This window comes from Haladaptatus sp. HS23 (assembly GCF_056892285.1).
The window spans coordinates 46,829-65,573 of the sequence record NZ_JBXGLH010000020.1 but is presented as its reverse complement, the minus strand read 5'-3'; the positions used below and the strand labels follow the sequence as shown (position 1 = coordinate 65,573).

Here is an 18,745-nt window from a genome sequence, read left to right as displayed (position 1 = left end):
CGACGGAAATATCGTCAAGATGGTCCATTAGAACACTCAACGTTATCCGGGCAGAAATTTCTAACGGCTACTATAGCATTAGACATCATCCACCCTCATATTCGGCAAGCCATTGTTGGATAATCGCTTGGATCGCAAGAGTGGTTGTTCCAATATTCAGAATTTGATACCCGTTTTGGGCTTTCTCGTTTACGTCATCCATATCAAATCCGAGATTTCCCACGGGAACACCACGATCAACGCTAATTGAGCGGATCGTTTCGACCATCTCCTGTACCTCAGGGTGATCTAGTTTACCAGGATGCCCAAGCGCAACCGAGAGGTCGAACGGCCCGATGAAGACGAAGCCAAGATTTGGGACATCGAGGATCGAATCAAGATTCTCGACCGCCTCAGGGGATTCAATCGTCACTCCAATCACGATGTCGTCGTCTTCAGTCGCGACGTAATCATCCCTGAGCCCCCATCGACTCGATCTTGGAATCGCAAGGCCTCGGCTTCCTGCCTCACCATCGTACCGAAAATACGCTGCTCGTACGATACGACGCACTTCGTCTGCAGTATCGACATGCGAGAGGAACACATTGTTGACACCGGCATCGAGAGTCTTTCGGACAAGTGCTGGCTCCGTGACTGGCAGCCGAACCAGCAACTCCGTGCCCGCAAGTTCACTCGCACGAAGTAACTGTTCGATCGTACTTGCGTCCCATGGACTCGGCCCTGAATGTTCGAAATCGATCCAGACGAAATCGAGTCCAAGGTCGCCGTATAGTTCGACGAGTGTGGGTGTGTACGTGTCATCGGCAACGCCGAGTACAATCTCGCCGTTGTCGAGCCGTTCCCTCAAACTGGTTGTTTGGTGTGTGTATGCCATCGGTTTTACTCACGTCTCATTTTTCAGTTGAAAGCTCTCTGGAGGGCTTCGCCAGCACGCCTTCGCACGTCATCGGCCGCTTCGATTCCCGGAAACGGCTCCGCGAGCCGACGGAGGTTCGCGAAATCATGGATCATATCCTCATAATTGGTATGATCAACGAAGACACCGGCGCTTTCCAGTGCTTCAGCATACGCGAATTGTTCATCGCGCATTGGATCATAGCCGCACGTGAACAGGGTCATCGATGGGAGTTCGGCGAGGACTCGCTCGGGCGCACGAAGTGGTGAGGCTCGAGGGTTCGCTCCATCGACATCGTCCCGGAGATAATGGTTCCAGAACCACACCATCCCACGGGTGGTCAACCAGAAGCCGTCTGCGTTCTCCTCGTAGGAGACAGTATCGTACGAGTGGTCTGTCACTGGGTAGAACAGCACTTGATGATCGATTTCCGGTGTGCCAACTCCCTTCTCGACAGCCATTTGTGCAACGACGGCCGCAAGGTTGCCACCTGCACTTTCTCCGACGACAGCTAATCCTTCACCAGTACCAAGTTCGTCGGTGTTCTCAGCTACCCACTTCGTTGCCAGGTAGGCGTCCTCGACGGCCGCGGGGAATTTGTGCTCCGGCGCACATCGGTAATCGACAGCAATGACGACACAGTCTCCCTCGGTTGCGAGTGATCGTGTGACTCCGTCGTGGGTATCGAGGTTGCCAACTACCCATCCCCCACCGTGGAAGTAGACCGCTGCAGGGAGTGTCTCGTTAGGACTGGGATCGTAGATTCGCACGCGGATGTCGCGTCCATATGCCGGGATTTTACGCTCGGTCACATCGGCGACTGGTATGGGATCAACATCTGGAGTGGTAGCACCATTTAGCAATGCTCGTCCCTGTTCGGGCGAGAGATGCGAAAGATCGGGGGCTCCAACTTCGATCAGAGTATCGAGGAGCGCTTGTGCATCTGAATCGAGTTCTGGAGCTCGTCGCTTACTGGGGTCTGTTTCCGCCTGGGTGTGATCAATCTGGTTCATGATTCCAAGTTGTAAGGTGTCTACGTCGCGTTTCTCTAATCATCTGATTCGTCGGGCAGCCTGGGCAACCTTGTCAGACGAAACGACTTCTCCGACATGAATAGTTATTTGCCACCAGTGCAGCAATTATTGGTCAATTTAATAGTCAAATGTTGCTCTTTAACTGCTTACTTGTGGTAAATGGACAGATATTCTGACGTTGAGCGTGTACTCTGTGTATTGACGATCATGGTAGCTGGTCCTCATTTCGAGTCGACACGGAGAAAATTCGATGGGCCGTGATACGTTACAGACAAGCTCGTGACGTGTCTATTCGGTCGGTTTTACAGATGGTTTCGCTCACAATCACGGATTTCTCATTACGGTGTCGTAATCACTTCCAACCGACCAGTGTGATCAGCTGAACTGCTTCATTTCTTCTCTTCTGGCCGAGAAGAGAAGAAGAAGCAATTACACCCTACAGTAGCCAACCGTTCATTCCGTCCTCAGAGGGGGTGCAACTTGCACCCCCTCCTCATCTCTTGGAGATCGTCGATTACGGTCGGTGGCTCGGTGATGATTACGACACCGTAATCTCCTCCGTGATGCTCTCGTCTTTGTCGGACGTGATCGGTGCTGCCGACGAAAGAACATCGAACTCCTCGTCCGTGTTTTCTCTCATCGTGTCCACGTCTGCCTGATCGTCACTGCTGTCGTCGCTTCTCTGGTTGTTGGTATCCGCGTCTTCGTCTACCGAGTTGATGTGCTCCACTTGTGCTGCAAAGAACGCCTCCCATTCGTCTTCGTCAGCCACAAGGACGTTTTTCTCGTTGCGGTGTTTCAGTGTGACAAGATTGCTGTCGTCCTCGGGGTCCGGCGTCTCACTCTGACTTGTCCCCCGTGCGACGAACTCCATGACACGGCGCACCGTGTTTGGGTTGGTGTCGAGGTTGTGGTCGTCGAGAATCTGCTTGACGAGCCATGACGGGAGTCGCATTTTCCCGTGGCCACGACGTGCACGCTCGTGGAAGGCCGCCCAGACGAAGGTTGCACGTTCTTTGTTCTTCGAGAGGTCATGGCTGCCGGTCTTCCGAGCGGCTGTATCGCGTTGAATCTGCAGTTGGTTTCCTGGGCCATCAAGATCGAGAACGTCGCTCACGTCGACTTCACCGCGTTCGATATCGTCGATGCGTTGGTTCTGGTCGTCCAGTCGTTCGCCGTGTCGTTGAACGACTTTGCCGAGTGGATATGGACCGACCCAGAGATTCGCTGCTTTCTTCTTTTTTGCTCGCCACTCGATGGTTGCCTGTGCTTCGAGGTCGTCGATTCGGTCGTCTTTCTTGTCGACTTCTTGTTCGAGCTCGTCGATGCGGTCGGTGAGGGTTTGGACGTGCTGAGCGAGGTATTCGACAATATCGCTGGAGCATGTATCGCAACTTGAACTCACCATTATCGTTCTCCCAGTGGTGTCAGACCGAGATCTTCGGGCATTAATTCATCAAGTAAGTCCGCGAGTACTGGACGTCCGTGTGTCTCTGGCTCATAGATATTTTGCTGAACAAGCCATTTTCGAGCTGTCGTTTCCGAAATCCCGAATCGGCTCGCCGTTCCAGCAATTGTTCCAACTTGGTCGTATACCATTTGAAGCCGAGTGGGATTCCGATATGGGTACGTCTGGTATTGTTGTGGTAGTCGTGAATTTGAGAATGAGGATGATCGTTCTAAGTTGTTGCCCCGTGATTCTGCTGACTCCTTTCTCGAATCGTCTTGCCATTGAGTAAATCGGTTCTGTTCGGAGTGATCCGGGGAAGCTTTACATTGCGTGATAGCGAACTTATGATTGCTCTGGTTCGTTGTCATGGATTAGGTCTGAGACACGCCAGAGACCGCCGGTGTGCTTGCGAACAGGTGATTGGATCCCACGTTGTTCGCATGTTTTGCACACCGGTTGCTGTTGCTCGGTGAGAGCGGTGTCTCCTAGCCACCAGTCAATTCGTTCTTTGAGTTGCTGGTGTGACCGAAGGGGTCTCCGGCGTGGTTAGTGCTAGTCGCCGTGGTGTAATATTTGCATCGCCGTTTACAGTGTAATAGTGTGTGAAACACTGGAAAATATAATAACAACTCTTCTACCTCTCGTGGAGTGCAAACTCAAAACTGATCGATTCTCCTCCCTATTTTTCGGTTAATTCCATTTTACCAGTGTGATAGGCATGTGCCTGGTAGGATTCAAATAACTCTATTCCCCATTCGACTAGCTGATCGTTTGAGCTGACAATCATCGCAATATGATTTCCATGGCCAGTATCGTTGTAAGCACCAATTGCGACACGCCGTTCATCATATATCCCTAGGCCGAGTGTCTTCTCTTGTTCAAGGGCATAGATGTTATACCCAGGATCGCTCGGGAAATCCAACACATACCGGGTTTTATCGTTATTAGCAATTTGTTCAAACGTGGTTCTGTCGAATATAATTTCAGATTTGATATCCCGATTGAATAATTCATATACCTCACGATACGTACGGAACAAAATCGGATGATAGATCGAACAGAGTCCACGGAACCGACTGACATCCCAATCATACAACGTGAGAACCGTTGAAAGCACGGAAACTGGGCTAGCAGGATTGGAAATTACCAATTTGGCTTCAGCGAGTTCTGGAATCGGGAAAGTAGCATCCTCTACTGGCAACCGCTGAAGCCATGGTGCTTTCTCAATGAGTTGCTGTACTGCCAGCGATAACATATGATATGCATCTAATATACACTGCCCGGCAGTCGTAATTTGATATTTGCGACCCTCGTTTTCTGTCCATCCATTCTCTAATAAGTCCCCGAGAATCCGTCTAATCGTGGACTTTGAGGGTGAATTCTCCGTTGCCAATTGTAGCTTTGAAATCTGATACGCTTCTTTTTCTAACTCTTGTAGGATATCTAGCGAATTATCGGACCGAGTTAGAAAAGCTAACTCTTGTTGCGATATCGTCTGAAGGCAGGTTTCGACAACATCCACTAATCGTACCCCTCCAGCAGTGAGTTCGATTTCAGGTCCCTCAGTTCGGATAAACCCCCAATCTCGAAGCACTGCGCGATGATCCGAGACTGCTTGCCGGGAGACACCCGATTCATCGATAATCTCAGTCCGGGTGGCTGAACCCCCAAGCCTATCAATTGTCCGTAACACGGTGAGGCGTGCAGTGTCTACCGTTTCATTAATTATATTTCGAACAATTAGCTGTTCGTCTGTAAGTGGATTTATTACTTGGCGGTGAATGGGCACGTGTCTCTTCTAAAAGCGTTCTCATTGCCTTGATTTATACATCCTACATCTAGTTTAATTCAATAGATGGCAAGAAATTCTGCGCAAAAGGAATTTCACAGTATGAAGGTAAGACGCCCACCAATGAATGCTACTGCTGAAATATACATTCCGTATTTCAGGAGTAATTGACCACTTTTCGGATCGTTAAAACTACGATAAGCAGCATAGAGGGTTACGAAAATAGCTGGCATCACCAGAATGAGATACACGATCCCGAATGTCCCTACAACATATGGAACTGGGCTTGCGAGTATCGCTAGGAGTAACACAACTAGAGCGACGATGAGAGCGGGGCGTCGTCCAATAGAGATTGGCAATGTATTCAAACCTTCTTCACGATCACCCGGGAGATCTTCGATATCCTTGATGACCTCTCTGGCAAAGGTTGATAGCGCCGCTAAGAGGAATAATATCCCTACTGGCAGGTTTATACGACCAACAGCAGCCGCTCCAAATAGAAATGTACTCCCACCCAGATATGCCACAAGTATATTACCGACACCGGGTATACCTTTGAAAATTTTCGTGTACGTAATGAGTGCTGTGAGATTTAGAATTGCGATAATTGTTGCTACTGGAGGAAGTGTCAATGCAAGTACTCCAGCAGAAGCAAACAAGAAAAGGCTGAATACGAGAACAGTTTTCGCATCAATTGCACCTCTTGGAATCGGTCGTTCTGGATTATTGATTTGATCTATATCTCGATCGAAGTAATCATTAATCGCCATCCCAGCACTAGTTGCGAGAATTGTTGTGACGATTGCTGCGGCGATCATTTCCCAATGAATGAGGATTTCACTGCCGTCACCGACAAACGCACCCGTGAACGCTAGTATTCCAGCCGCTATGGCGTTGCCAGGACGAGTAAGCTCAATGAGTCCACGATTGCGTTTGTTCAGCAACACACCACCACTTTTTCCCCTCATCCAATAAAGTACCCGAAGCGGATGTTAACGACATCAACATCCTGCTTAGGTGGTTATACTCCTGAATGTATTTGGACTGTTTCAAGACAGACCAATTGAGGTACTTACTATGTACTATTGAGTCTGTTTGACTCAAAGTAATGGCAGTGTCTATATGTGTCGTATGTTGTGGTTGATGATGCAAAGAAATCGCGTGAACGGGTGATGTTGGCGAGTGAGGAGTTAGACGAGTATGATGTCGGGTTTTATCGAGAGTTGTTGGTTCGGGCAGCAGCGAGTGTGGTATCGCTGCTCGGGTGGCGTGAGAAACGCATTGAGCAGGACCTAGGGCAGTATACCGAGTCCAGTTCGGCGTCGTTCGGTTGAAGCTGCATTCGATTACTGTGGTCTTCCCCCTTTGGTGTACATGAACCCATCTCTTTCAGTTTTTCACTCGTTGGTTTCGAAAGCAGTGTTGCGTGATTTCTGTTGACAGAATATTTTTGCGTGTCCATGATTACGTAGAGGTATGAATTCGTCCGCGCCATCACCTACGACTGTGCTTGACGTATTCGACACCCTCAGTACGCCAGGTACACCCTTGACCACCACAGAGGTCGCCGACGAATTCGAGTGCACTGATCGGACGATCTACAACAAATTGGATGCACTTGTCGATGAGGGTGCTATCGAAACGAAGAAAGTCGGCGCTCGTGGGCGAGTGTGGTGGCGACCCCCTCCTGAGTTCAACCACCAGCATGAATACGAAGCGAATCCAAATCACCCCGACAAAACTGGGTCTTTTCCAGATGGATTTGGGGCTAATTTCCCATCCGATAGTGAGATAGCCAAACGAATCCGAGAGATGGATTGGTCCGAGACAGCCCTCGGCCCAATGGACGACTGGCCTCAGCAGTTGCGGATAGCGGTCGACATCATGCTGAGTGCAAGTGAGGCGATCGGCATTTACTGGGGAAGTGAGCATACGCTCCTATACAATGATGCCTGGCGAGACTTGATCGGCGATAAACATCCGGACGCACTAGGACGGCCAGGTCAAGAAGTATTCCCGGAAATTTGGGATATCGTCGGACCGATGTTTGAGCGGATCATGAGTGGATCGGGAGCTATTAAGAATAAAGAACAACTGATGCCGCTGGAACGAGGTGACCAGATCGAAAATGCTTGGTTCGATTACACCGCGAATCCGATTCCGATGGAAGACGGTTCGGTCGGGGGGATCTTCAACATCGCGCTCGAAGTTACGTCACGCAAGAAGACCAAAGAGGCGATGCGGAAACAAGCAGAATTAGACGCCTTCAGCGTCGCGCTCACCGACGAACTCCGCCCGCTAGCTAATCCCGTCGAAATTCAGCACGAGGCCGCCCGCATTCTCGGAGAACATCTGGACGTCGATCGCGCCCACTATGGCGAGGTTCTTGCAGACGGAAACACGAATCTAATTCATGCCGACTATTACCACGGGGGTGGTTCATCCCTTGTCGGCGAGCACCTTCTCGATGATTTTGGTGAGTACATCTCTGACGCATTTCGCGCTGGTGAAACCGTGGTAATAGACGATGTTAGAACCGTTTCGGACCTGAGCGACGAAGAACGGGCCACTGCCCTGGAAACAGGCACCAGTGCGGGGATAGGTATCCCCCTTGTCAAAGACGGCCAACTCACCGCGTACTTCATCGTCACCCACACGACTTCCCGAAAATGGACGGAAACCGAAATCGCAATGGCTGAGGAGACGGCCGAGCGCACCTGGGCGGCGGTTGAGCGCGCCCGTGCCGAACAAGCTCTCCGTGAGAGTGAGGAACGCTATCGCACGCTGTTCGAGTCGATCGACGAAGGATTTTGTGTCATCGAGAAGGTTGACACTCCTCCAGATGAACCGATTAACTTTCGCTTCGTAGAGGTAAATTCGGCCTCCACGGAACAATCCGGTGTCGAAAACGTGGTCGGTAAAACAATCCGAGAGATAGTTCCAAGTGAACCAGAAGATTGGATTGAGACGTACGACTCAGTTGTCCAAATGGGAGAATCGATCCGGTTCGAGCGCGAACTCAAATCACAAGGGCGGTTCTTGGAGCTATACGCGTATCCAGTCGAAGGTGATGTCAACGAGCGAGTGGGAGTACTCTTCCAGGATATTACTGACCGTAAGCGAACGCAACGCGCCCTCGAACAGTTGAATGAAATAAGTCGTGAGCTGATGAAAGCCAATACGCAGGAAATTAACGATCAAGTCACCGACATCACACGTCGCATACTCGGCGTTGAATACTCCGCCCTATGGTACTACGACGAGATGACCGGTGAGCTCCAACAGGACACCAGCACCATTGTCTCTGAGATCGAGGACGGTACCATTCAGTATCCTGATGGGTTTTCCGAACAGATCTGGCAGTCATTCATTAGCGATGATCCTGCGATCCGCACTGATCTTTCACCTCTTCCCAATACTTCGTCGTCGGAGTCACTACTGCAAAGTAATGCCCTCATCCCCCTCGGTAGACACGGCGTTCTCTATGCAGGTTCGACGGATGCAGACATGTTCGACGAAACAACAATTGACTTCACGAAAACACTTGCAGCGACTCTCGAAACAGCATTAGATCGTGCCGAAGGTGAACAGCAGTTAGAACAGCAAAACAAGGAATTAGCACATCTCGATCAGCTCTACTCTCTCATGTGGGAGATCGATCAGGCACTGGTGCAAGCCGGTACAGTCGAGTCTATCGACCGGGCCGTCTGTGAGCAACTGGCCGACTCTGATCTCTTCGAATTTGCTTGGATCGGCGAATTTGACGCAATTAAGGAAACGGTTGAACCACGACAGTGGGATGGTATCGACAGCCGCATTGTGGAAGATCGCACGATCAGTATCGACGACAATGTGACTAATCAAAATCCTGTGGGAGCAGCAGCGCATACTCATAAAACACAGATTGTTGCGGATATTGCCACTGATAGACGAATTGGCTCCTGTCGGGAAGCTATCCTCAAACAGGGCGCCCGCTCTTGTCTCAGTATTCCACTGATCTATAAAGATGCACTATATGGCACTCTAACTGTCTATGCCGCACAACCGAAGCCCAATGAACGTACTCAATGTGTACTAGAGGAACTTGGACGAACGGTTGCACACGCAATTAATGCTGCCCAAAAGCAAGAGACTATCCAGACAGACAGTGTCGCCGAACTTACGATCCAGGTTCAAGAGCCAGGAACAGTGCTTGCACGACTCGCTCGGGATGCTGATGTCCAACTCCAATTCAAGGGTATTGTTCCCAACGAGGACAGTTCTTCGTACGTATTTTTCACTGGGAGTCAAGCGTCGGCTGATGAGATTCAGACCGCTGGAAGTAATCTCGCTGGGATAACAACGTTGACGCGTGTCGCCGAGGACGATGAGACGTGTCTATTCAGAGCGACCGTGTCTGGCTCAACACTCATCTCACAGCTTACTACCCAGAAGAGTGCAGTACGCACGCTCACCTTTGATAGAAATACTGCAGTTGCGATCGTGGACCTTCCCTCAACTATTGACGTTCGGTCGTACATTGATCTGCTTCAGCATACCTATCCCTCGGCGAAGCTTACATCTCGTCACTCACGTAATCGTTCACCTAAATCCGTCCAAGATGTCTCCATAGCTATCAAAGAGCCACTCACCGACCGTCAAACAGACATCCTCAAACTTGCATACCTGAGCGGTTTTTTCGAATCACCGCGCGCGAGTACCGGTCAAGAGATTGCGGACATGCTTGATGTTACTCCACCAACATTTTCACAACATCTCCGCGCGGCCCAACAGAAAGTCTTCGCTCTCGCCTTTGACGAAGAGTGACACAATCGTCTAAACTCATTATTTAGGTGCTCAATTAACACAGATCTCAGTATTATGGTGACAGTTGTTTGTACCGTCATCCCATTAATAGGCGATAATGACCGAGAAAACTCCCGATGGGAATAGATCTGATGATCTTGGAAAAATATTCCAAGAAGATCGGGTTGGATATGATCCAGAGACGGAGACCTATTACGCACAATACGACACGGAAAATATCGAAGGTTTAACGACCACGATCATTCGATCAGTGTCGGCAGTCACCGGAAAACCACCTCAGGAGTTCGGCCCATTATACGATGTGATTGATCCGGACGCACTCGAAGATGTATTTGACAAACCCAGACGCAACGCATCCGAACACTATGGGATGTATGTCTCCTTCACGTTCGCATCATGCAAAATAGCAATTAGCTGGGATGGTGAGATTAGAATCACACCACAGGACGTGTCAACACCGGCATCAAATTAGGTATAAACGCTTACTCGAGCCAATATTCCTGGAGATACGCCAGCAGCGATTCGACTCGCGGGTCGTCACGATAGCGGATTGTATTACTCCGTTTGTCAACCTTGATGAGTCCGACATCAGTAAGTTTCGGAAGATGATGGTGGAAGAGCGTGATTTCAATCCTATCAAGAAAATTATCACTGTTACTATGCTCTCGCGCTGCGATATCATTAACTAGTTCTTGTATTGTCACACTGTCGGACGATGCGTTGGAGAGATAGGCGAGCACGCAGCGTCTTCGTTGGTTAGCGTGGACCGCGAAGAAATGATCAGGGATGTCGTGAATGAGGTGTCTTGGTGGTCAGTTTGTTCCTCTCGGGATGACGGGCCCGTATCATCGTCTTCAGTGACAAAGTCACTCATTTTCAGTCTAGATCATTTTGATTCTACAAAATTACTCAGGCCGACTTACGGGCAACAACCAATGTATGTTCACGGACACAAAGAAGCCATTCTGAAGGATTATCTCGGGATTCTAAACGAGTTCGTTGTCGATTTCAATATCTGTTCTATTATCTCGTCTTTTGTCATCATCACGAGCTGCCGATTATACCGTTGTAATAGAGGGGGATCGCGAACGCGACCCCCTTCATTTCGCAGAAATAGACGCAGAAATAGACGTACTCCACCGTACCCAACGCACTAGTACCACCATGTGTCACCAGCACCGCGGTGTGAATCTCTTGTGGTGGTGCCGCCCGAGAGGGGGTTCTGCGAACCCCCGTGATTACAACGCTATAATTAGCGTCCTCCGTTTCCTCCCGCGTTAGCTCCGTGAGCTCGCATCCACCCGGCTAAGTCGGGGTGGGCGAAGGTGATCTCGATGTGATGACCACCGACACCCATCGCGTCGTCGATCGACAAGGTTCGAGATTCCTTGTAGGTTACGCCGGGGACCCGCTCGGCCATCTCCTCCATGACGCGATAGCCGTCGTTCTTGTACGCACATCCGTAGTGGGTTGCAACTTCTCGGTAGCTCAGTCGAGCAACCATTACATCGTTTGTTTTGGCGACGTTCTTCGCGTGCTCGAGCACGTCGAGATATTTGTCTTCGACTTTCTGACTCTCAGCACGCTTCTCGCGGAAGTTGAGCAGTTCTGTGTTCTGTTCCGAACGCTGGATCGTCTCGAAGAGCTGTCGACCTGCGTTGGATGCTTCTGCGACGAGGTTCGGTGAGTCGTCGTCAACACCCTCTTCGGTCTCGTAATCACGCACGAGGTTGATCAGTCGTGAGACCGACGCTCGCACACGGCTGTTTTTCTCTTCTGCCTCCGTGAGGTCGTCGATGTCCGCTTGTATGGTTTCGGTTGTGTCTTCGAGACTACCGAGCGTCTGTCGGTCCTGGGCACGCTCTTTCGCCGAATCCTCACGATAGTTTTCCAGTTCTTCGATGCGGTCTTCGAGCTCCTCAATTCGAGTGGTTTTCCGTTCGAAGGACATACGGAGGTCTGCGATTCGCTGGTTTTTCTGCGCGAGCTTTTCTTCAACCTCGTCAATCTGTTCGTCTTTTTCAGCCACTTTTGTTTCGAGACCGTCGATACGGTCGGTGAGCGATTGGACGTGCTTAGTGAGGTTGCTGATCGAGACATTTTCGAGAGTGGACGCTCCGGACGTAGTGGTGTCACTCATTGGCACCCCGCTCTGGAAGTACTGAATGCCAACGCGGCGACGACGCCGGTTGCTGTAATCGAAGCGAAAGGCCACAACAGCGACCCAAGTGCTGCTGACGTCCGTCGCGGAATCAATCAAGCTCACGGCCACCTGTCCGAAGTCAACCTCGGGTATGTCGCTGCACCGATCCAGAGCATCACCGACCAGGCACGGTCTCTCGCACGTGATCTCAACATTGGCGTCATCGGCGTTGAAACCCCTCACAAGGCGACGCTCGTTGAACCGGCGCGCGTCTCCGGTGTCGGTGACTTCTCGACGACCATCAACGCGATTCGATTCCAAGCAACAACCCATCAATTCACCGAAGGGAGCTTCCCGGTAAACCACCCGAAGAACTACCTCGGCTACGCCCTCGCCGTAGCCGCGAACGGTGAGACACGAACCGTCTACTCCGAGTACGTAATCAACAGCGTTTCAGGCGGCCGCCGCGGAGCGATCCTCCTCCTCGGCCTTGCCGACAATCGCCCCGAAGGCGACGTCCTCACACATCTTGGCGCGGAAGTCGTCCGCTTCGCCCGTGACCAGCACGGCAGTATCGCCGCAGCACTTGATGAGTTCGCATCGTGGAAACGCCGATCCACCCGATTCACCATCCTCGCCCCACGCTGGGCCCAACTCGCTCGCTCAGTCGCCATCCAGTACGACCCCACGCAACTCATCGTCGAAACACTCGAACGGCTCCACCAGCGCGGTATCGAAACCACGACCATTGACACAGTAGTCCGAGAAGCCAGCCGTATCAATCAACCACTCGCCATCGAAGTGTTCATCACACAACCCCGACGTGAAGACGTCCTTACCGCCGACGGCGACATCAACGAATCGATGCTGACTGACCCGACCGTGTACAAATCAGGCATCCACTTCCAATTCAAATACCATCTCTACCACATCGGTCTGCTCACCAAGGGTGGAACCGACGACAAAGACGAAGTCCTCTCCAATGACTGGGCTCTAGAACATCCAATCGGGACCCATCAGTTCAGCTAATTTGCTGTACAGCCTTACACCCATTCAAGCGTCGCGTGGAGGGTCCTGGTCGCCATTGCTCCACAGGGGGCAAGGATCCTGATCAGCCTCGTGATTCTTGGAGTGGTATTTTCTAGTACTTTTATCGCATCAGTACCAGCACAGACGTCTGACTCGGCGAGTCCAGCGAATTTTCAATCAGCGCTACAACCGAGCGTGATGCAGGTTTCCTCGGGAACCCCGATGAGAATACGTTCTACTCCAAATAGACTCGGTGAGACGGGCTATACTACGGCCGAACTGGTTGAAGTCACACTTGTCTCAGAAGGACTTTCGGTTCACTCGGTCACTGAACGGGGTGGAACTCTGTATGTGGTCTATGAATTGATTGGCGCCGATGAGACTGAAATCACGAGCGATTTGAGGACGATTTCAGGCGCATATGCTGGTGCAGTCACTACAACTGCCAATCCGCCCCACCGTCTTGTTGCAATCATGGCACTCTCACAAGGGGATACACATTACGAGATGGGTCACTTCTACGTTACGGAATCGTGGGCACGTAGCGTTGCAAATGGAGAATCTTCGTGGAACGATACCGGTATGCGTGTAATGAATGCGCTTGAAGTGCGTGAGAATCCCGCCCCGATACGAGTTAACAAGCCACCACACGATCGAATTTAGCCAAGCTTGGTCTGTTACTCGGACAATCTGTTCTAATTACCAAATCATCTATGAGTTCGGCTATTTCGTAGGTGATAACTTGGTCTCTCTACTCCAGTTGGACCTCTCGTTGGGTTACTGCCTCCTGAAGACTGCCCTCCGCAATCAACCCAGCAGTCGAGTCAATAACGCTACTCAACTGTGTATCCTCCTGTGGGAGATCAACTGATTCTTCGATACGACTGACTACATTCTGCAGCGGATCACTCAGCGACGCATCGGATGCCAGTTGATACCACCGAACCGCACAGAGCGATTCGATCGCGAGGATATACCGTGATTTCTCGATTTGTTGCCGAAGTGCCCGTGTCGCTATCGTCCCCATACTATGGATATCTTCCTGCCCAGCCGAGACAGTAATCGAATGAGCACTAATCGAGCTATCTGCAATCGATTCAGCGAGGAGGCCAGCGGCCGTGTACTGTGCAATCATCATCCCAGACTCTGCACCAGGGCGTGCCGTCAAGAATGCCGCGACATCGCTACTTTCCTCCCCATCAAGCAATTGCCGCGTTCGACTCTCGCTAATCGATCCGAGCTTTGTAGTGACATTTGCAAGTGTATCGGCTGCACTCGCGACACTCTGTCCGTTGAATGCACCACAGGAGTACGTTTCTCCGTTGGGAAACACGAGCGGGTTATCGCTCGCACTTTTGAGTTCGTTCTCGACGACTGACCGTGCAAAGTCAATGTGTGTGCGAACTGTCCCATGTACCTGCGGGATAACACGGAGTGAGAGGGGATCTTGGGTCATTCGCGATGACTGCTCGCTGTCCTCTCCCAGGAGTGTGTGGATGTTGCTCGCCGACACAGCATGCGACTCGTGGGCACGAACGTCAGCAACACGTGTAGCGAACGTCTCAGTCGCTTCTCCTACGAACGAGAAGGTGAGGGCACTAATAACGTCCGCAGCTCGTGTGAGCATTGTCGCATCGTGCACAGCCAACGACAACATTGCTGTCATCACAGATGTCCCACTAATACTCGCCAAGCCCTCTTTGGACTCGAACTGTAGCGGTTGGATGCCGACAGCTTCCAAGGCAGCTGACCCTTCGTATCGCTCACCAGCGACCTCTGCTTCGCCACTTCCCATGAGGACGAGTGCGATGTGAGCAGCTGCAGCGAGGTCATCACTACTTCCGCCGAGAGGGACTTGCGGATGAACACCTTCGTTGAGTAACGCACAGTACTGTTCAACGAGAGCAGGTCGTACTCCTGAAACACCGATTGCAAGTGCATTTGCTCGGACGAGCATCGCTGCACGAACGACTTCCGTTGGTGCCAGATCACCGACCGAGGCGGCGTGACTCTCGATAATGTTCACTTGCATTTGCCGCAGTCGTTTTCGTGAGACGGATACGTCCTGAAGATCTCCGAGGCCGGTATTGACTCCGTAGACATGCTGTTCCTCGGAATCGACAATTTCTTCGACAGCATTTCGTGATTCTTGCATTCTCGTGGCAGCGTCTGTTGAAAGACGGACTGGTTCGTGCTGTCGTGCAACGGCGATGATCTCCGCTATCGTGAGTGATCCATTGAGTTCAATCATTCGTAGGTTTGGAGGTGAACACTGTAGCCAAGAAGCGATACTACGTCGTTTGAGCAGCCGTTCCATCGGTTGCGCTCGTCATCGTGGGTGTGATATGGTCTTCGAGTCGAGCAAACGCTTGATCGAGAAGTATTACGAGAAGCGCTCCGGGAATCGCACCGGCGAGGAGGATGTTCGTCTCGAAGCGTTGCTGACCGAGGATAACCCATTTTCCAAATCCTCCAGCACCGATGAACGCTCCTAGATAGGCGACCCCGATGCTCATGACCGTTGAGGTGCGAATTCCACTGAATATGACTGGACTCGCAAGCGGAAGTTCGATCCGCAGTAGACGCTGGAAGTCTGTCATACCCATTCCCCGACCGGCTTCGAGTTGCGCTGAATCGACTTGGCGGATTCCAGCGGCGGTGTTCTTGAGTATCGGAAGGAGGGCATAGAAAAACAATGCGAGGATCGCCGGTCGTTGCCCAAGTCCGATTGCAGTGAACGAGAGTGCGATAACGGCGAGGGGCGGAATCGTTTGTGCAACAGCTCCTAAGTTCATGACGAACCATCCCAACCGCTTGTGTCGGGTTGCTGCGATCCCAGCGGGAACGGCCACGAGAATGGCCGCAAACTCGCCGATTAGAACCATCCGAAAGTGAGACGTGAGCAACGATACGAACTCGTTCTGATGTCGGAGAATGTATTCGAGCCACCCAGTCATGAGGTTCGACAGGACGATATTAGACATGGTTTGCCCCCTTCGTAACGTCCTGCGCGTTGATGTCCAGTGCCGTCTTTACGTTCCGTTCATGCAATTTCCCGACGACGGTATCCTCATCGACAACGGATACTGTGTCTCTGTCCTGGGTGAGAAACACTTGAAGTGCCGATTTGAGAGATGTGTTGGTGTGTAGTGTCGGTGCCTCGTGGATTGACGGCTCCGTCTGTTCCGTCGATTCCATTACCTCCTCGACAGTGACTGTTTGGAGCTGCTTAAGCAGTCGATCCTCTCCGATGAATTGCTCGACAAATTCATTTTTCGGGTGCGACAGCAATTCCTGCGCGGTATCGAACTGCACGACTTCACCGTCGTACATGACCGCGACGTGATCACCCATTTTGAGGGCTTCATCGATATCGTGAGTAACGAACGCAATCGTGACATCGAGTTCCCGCTGGATATCCAGGAATTCGTCTTGGAGCTGCTCACGTGTGATGGGGTCCAGGGCACCAAACGGCTCGTCCATGAGTAGAACGGACGGATTCGCTGCTAACGCTCGAGCCACGCCGACACGCTGTTGTTGCCCACCGGATAATTCGCCTGGGTAGTTGTCCGTCACCGTTGCTGGGAGTCGTACCAAATCGACCAATTCGTCGACTCGTTCATTGATTCGCTTGTCATCCCAACCAGAGATATCGGGAACGACGCCGATGTTCTCGCGGATGGTAAGGTGGCTGAACAGCCCGATATCTTGGATTACGTATCCTACGTTTCGTCGATGTTCTATCGGATCTCGATTCCTGAGCGGCGTATCATCTATGTATACCGACCCCTCGGTCGGTTCGATGAGGCCATTGATCATCTTCATAGTCGTCGTTTTTCCACAGCCTGAGGGACCGACCATCGTGACGGTCTCTCCTGCTGGAATCTCGAAAGTTACGTCATCAACAGCCACTGTTCCGTCTGGATATTCTTTTGTAACGTGGTCGAACCCAATCATATCTCCTGCCCTCCTGATCCAGGAAGTACCTTTTGAAGTCCATACAAGCTCGAATCGATGCCAACCGCGAGAGCAGAGATTACGAGGGCTGCTCCAATGATCTGATTTGGATTATCGAGGCGAATTCCAGCGAAGATGCTGTTTCCAAGTCCACCTGCGCCGAAGAAGGCAGCGACTGTCGTGATTGCGACGAGCAAGACTGCAGCTTGGCGAATTCCCGTCATAATTACGGAAAGTGCAAGTGGAACACGGACCCGCAACAGAAGTTGGCGATCAGTCATCCCGAGTCCACGCCCAGCCTCGATCATCGCTGGATCGACGTTTGTCAACCCGACATACGTGTTTCGAGCGATGGGCAAAGCTGAGTAGAGTGTTAACGCAACGATTGCTGCTGGAACACCGATACCGACGATCGGAATAAGCAAGGAGAGGAGCGCCAAACTCGGGATGGTGAGAACGATTCCTGCAGTACCGAGAAACAGCTCGGAAACACGCTCGTTCCGGCGAATGAGTACGCCGGCAGGAACCCAGAGAAGGATACCAAAGAACAGAGATGTAAGGGCAATGTTGAGATGTTGAATCGCCTGTTCGATCAACAAGCCACTGTTCTCGGTGACCCAGGACCCGACACTGGCAACCGAAATCATGGTTCAGATAAGCCCCTTCTGTTTGAGGAAATTCTCCGCCACGTTCGCTGGGTCTTTCCCCTTGATATCCACCTTTGCGTTCAATGATCGCATCGTTTCTGTGTCGAGTTTTGGTGCGATCTTATTCGCCGTAGATTTCATCGACTTATCGAATTTCTGATCACGAATGTTTGGCGCCGGATTGTAGACGATGAAGAAGTTCTGGTCGTCTTCGATGATGGGGAGCCCGTACTTCTGGATTTTTGGATCGGTTGCGAACCCGAATCCCAACTGCGCTTGATTGTTCGCCACCGCTTTGTAGGCGAGGCCGATCTTCATCGTCACCGGCTTCATCTTCTGTTTCGCTGCATCCTCAAACCCATAGGCCTTCGGGAGACCCCCACGAATCTTCCCGTGTTTCCATCTCAGGGTTCATCGCAATCTTGATGCTAGCATCGTTATTTTTGACGTACTCTGCCATTCCAGAGAGTGACTTCACTCCCGCTTTCTTTGCCCACTTTGGGTTCGCCATGATGACGTATGTATTGTTGAATGGAGCCCGTTTCAGCCAGTCAATCTGCCACTTCTCGTTGTACGCCGAATCAACTTTCTCGTAGAGCTTCTTTGGATCGCTCACTTGAGTTTTCTTGTCGAGAACGTTCGCCCACGCCGTTCCTGTGTACTCCCAATAGCCATCTGATTTGCCACTTTTGACTGCTTTGAAGTTCGCAGGGGAACCACCGAGACCGGTTTTATCCTCTACCTCGTGCCCCTCATTCTCCAAGAGTTTGATGCTAAGCTGGCTGAGGACGAACTGTTCGGTGAAGTTCTTCGATGAAATGACGATTGATTTGCCACTACTTCCGTTGATCAAACTCAGACAACCCCCACTTGACACTCCAGCGAGCGTTGCGCTGCCCATTTTGAGTGCATTCCGACGAGTGATATGTGTTGTCATACCTAGTAATAAGTTTCGAGAGTTCCAATGAAACGATTCTGCCGCACAAATAGGGTGT

General features: G+C 51.3%; 15 protein-coding genes and 1 pseudogene. 4 read left to right on the top strand and 12 right to left on the bottom strand.

All coding sequences use genetic code 11. The features are described from left to right. Window positions 1-85 precede the first annotated feature (85 nt). The 5 genes from AC1XDK_RS27800 to AC1XDK_RS27780 form a co-directional block, all read right to left on the bottom strand. Window positions 86-874 carry an HpcH/HpaI aldolase family protein gene (locus AC1XDK_RS27800; protein WP_483353262.1) on the bottom strand — a complete coding sequence of 263 codons (789 nt, stop codon included), beginning with the start codon at window positions 872-874 and terminating at the stop codon, window positions 86-88. A 23-nt stretch (window positions 875-897) separates the two neighbouring features. Further along, window positions 898-1,707 carry an alpha/beta hydrolase gene (locus AC1XDK_RS27795; RefSeq protein WP_483353261.1) on the bottom strand — a complete coding sequence of 270 codons (810 nt, stop codon included), beginning with the start codon at window positions 1,705-1,707 and terminating at the stop codon, window positions 898-900. Window positions 1,708-2,467: 760 nt separating this feature from the next. Next, complete coding sequence (locus tag AC1XDK_RS27790; protein WP_483353260.1) at window positions 2,468-3,337, bottom strand: hypothetical protein; 870 nt, start codon at window positions 3,335-3,337, stop codon at window positions 2,468-2,470. Between the two features lie 721 nt (window positions 3,338-4,058). Continuing rightward, window positions 4,059-4,901 carry a helix-turn-helix transcriptional regulator gene (locus tag AC1XDK_RS27785; RefSeq protein WP_483353259.1) on the bottom strand — a complete coding sequence of 281 codons (843 nt, stop codon included), beginning with the start codon at window positions 4,899-4,901 and terminating at the stop codon, window positions 4,059-4,061. 362 nt (window positions 4,902-5,263) lie between these two features. Then, window positions 5,264-6,136 (bottom strand): geranylgeranylglycerol-phosphate geranylgeranyltransferase, encoded by an 873-nt coding sequence (locus AC1XDK_RS27780; protein WP_483353258.1) that lies wholly within the window; start codon window positions 6,134-6,136, stop codon window positions 5,264-5,266. Between the two features lie 508 nt (window positions 6,137-6,644). Between AC1XDK_RS27780 and AC1XDK_RS27775 the strand changes: the two genes are divergently transcribed. Together AC1XDK_RS27775 and AC1XDK_RS27770 are read left to right on the top strand one after the other, a co-directional pair. After that, entirely contained in the window at window positions 6,645-9,974 is a 3,330-nt protein-coding gene (locus AC1XDK_RS27775; protein WP_483353257.1) for a bacterio-opsin activator domain-containing protein, read from the top strand. A gap of 97 nt (window positions 9,975-10,071) precedes the next feature. Further along, the gene (locus tag AC1XDK_RS27770; RefSeq protein WP_483353256.1) at window positions 10,072-10,446 is read left to right on the top strand and encodes a HalOD1 output domain-containing protein; all 375 of its coding nucleotides are present in this window, start codon (window positions 10,072-10,074) and stop codon (window positions 10,444-10,446) included. 10 nt (window positions 10,447-10,456) lie between these two features. Here AC1XDK_RS27770 and AC1XDK_RS27765 read toward each other — a convergent pair whose 3' ends face one another. Further along, window positions 10,457-10,762 carry a DUF7344 domain-containing protein gene (locus AC1XDK_RS27765; RefSeq protein WP_483353267.1) on the bottom strand — a complete coding sequence of 102 codons (306 nt, stop codon included), beginning with the start codon at window positions 10,760-10,762 and terminating at the stop codon, window positions 10,457-10,459. Window positions 10,763-11,226: 464 nt separating this feature from the next. Continuing rightward, window positions 11,227-12,003: a hypothetical protein gene (locus AC1XDK_RS27760; RefSeq protein ID WP_483353255.1), complete on the bottom strand. Its 777-nt coding sequence runs from the start codon at window positions 12,001-12,003 to the stop codon at window positions 11,227-11,229. Window positions 12,004-12,045: 42 nt separating this feature from the next. Between AC1XDK_RS27760 and AC1XDK_RS27755 the strand changes: the two genes are divergently transcribed. Together AC1XDK_RS27755 and AC1XDK_RS27750 are read left to right on the top strand one after the other, a co-directional pair. Then, window positions 12,046-13,146 carry a hypothetical protein gene (locus AC1XDK_RS27755; RefSeq protein WP_483353266.1) on the top strand — a complete coding sequence of 367 codons (1,101 nt, stop codon included), beginning with the start codon at window positions 12,046-12,048 and terminating at the stop codon, window positions 13,144-13,146. A 198-nt stretch (window positions 13,147-13,344) separates the two neighbouring features. Next, window positions 13,345-13,809: a DUF8159 domain-containing protein gene (locus AC1XDK_RS27750; protein ID WP_483353254.1), complete on the top strand. Its 465-nt coding sequence runs from the start codon at window positions 13,345-13,347 to the stop codon at window positions 13,807-13,809. Window positions 13,810-13,897: 88 nt separating this feature from the next. Here the strand turns inward: AC1XDK_RS27750 and AC1XDK_RS27745 are convergent, their stop codons facing one another. From AC1XDK_RS27745 to AC1XDK_RS27725, 5 genes and pseudogenes are all read right to left on the bottom strand, one after another. Continuing rightward, a complete protein-coding gene (locus AC1XDK_RS27745; protein WP_483353253.1) occupies window positions 13,898-15,397 on the bottom strand; it encodes an HAL/PAL/TAL family ammonia-lyase in 1,500 nt (499 codons plus the stop codon). 40 nt (window positions 15,398-15,437) lie between these two features. Further along, window positions 15,438-16,130: an ABC transporter permease gene (locus tag AC1XDK_RS27740; RefSeq protein ID WP_483353252.1), complete on the bottom strand. Its 693-nt coding sequence runs from the start codon at window positions 16,128-16,130 to the stop codon at window positions 15,438-15,440. Further along, on the bottom strand, window positions 16,123-17,103 hold the full coding sequence (locus AC1XDK_RS27735; protein WP_483353251.1) for an ABC transporter ATP-binding protein: 981 nt from the start codon (window positions 17,101-17,103) through the stop codon (window positions 16,123-16,125). Before AC1XDK_RS27735 ends, AC1XDK_RS27740 begins: the two co-directional genes overlap by 8 nt. Continuing rightward, window positions 17,100-17,750, bottom strand: coding sequence for an ABC transporter permease (locus tag AC1XDK_RS27730; RefSeq protein WP_483353250.1), 651 nt, complete (start codon window positions 17,748-17,750; stop codon window positions 17,100-17,102). Before AC1XDK_RS27730 ends, AC1XDK_RS27735 begins: the two co-directional genes overlap by 4 nt. A gap of 3 nt (window positions 17,751-17,753) precedes the next feature. Beyond that, window positions 17,754-18,651 (bottom strand): annotated as a pseudogene (locus AC1XDK_RS27725) (ABC transporter substrate-binding protein). Between the last annotated feature and the right edge of the window lie 94 nt (window positions 18,652-18,745).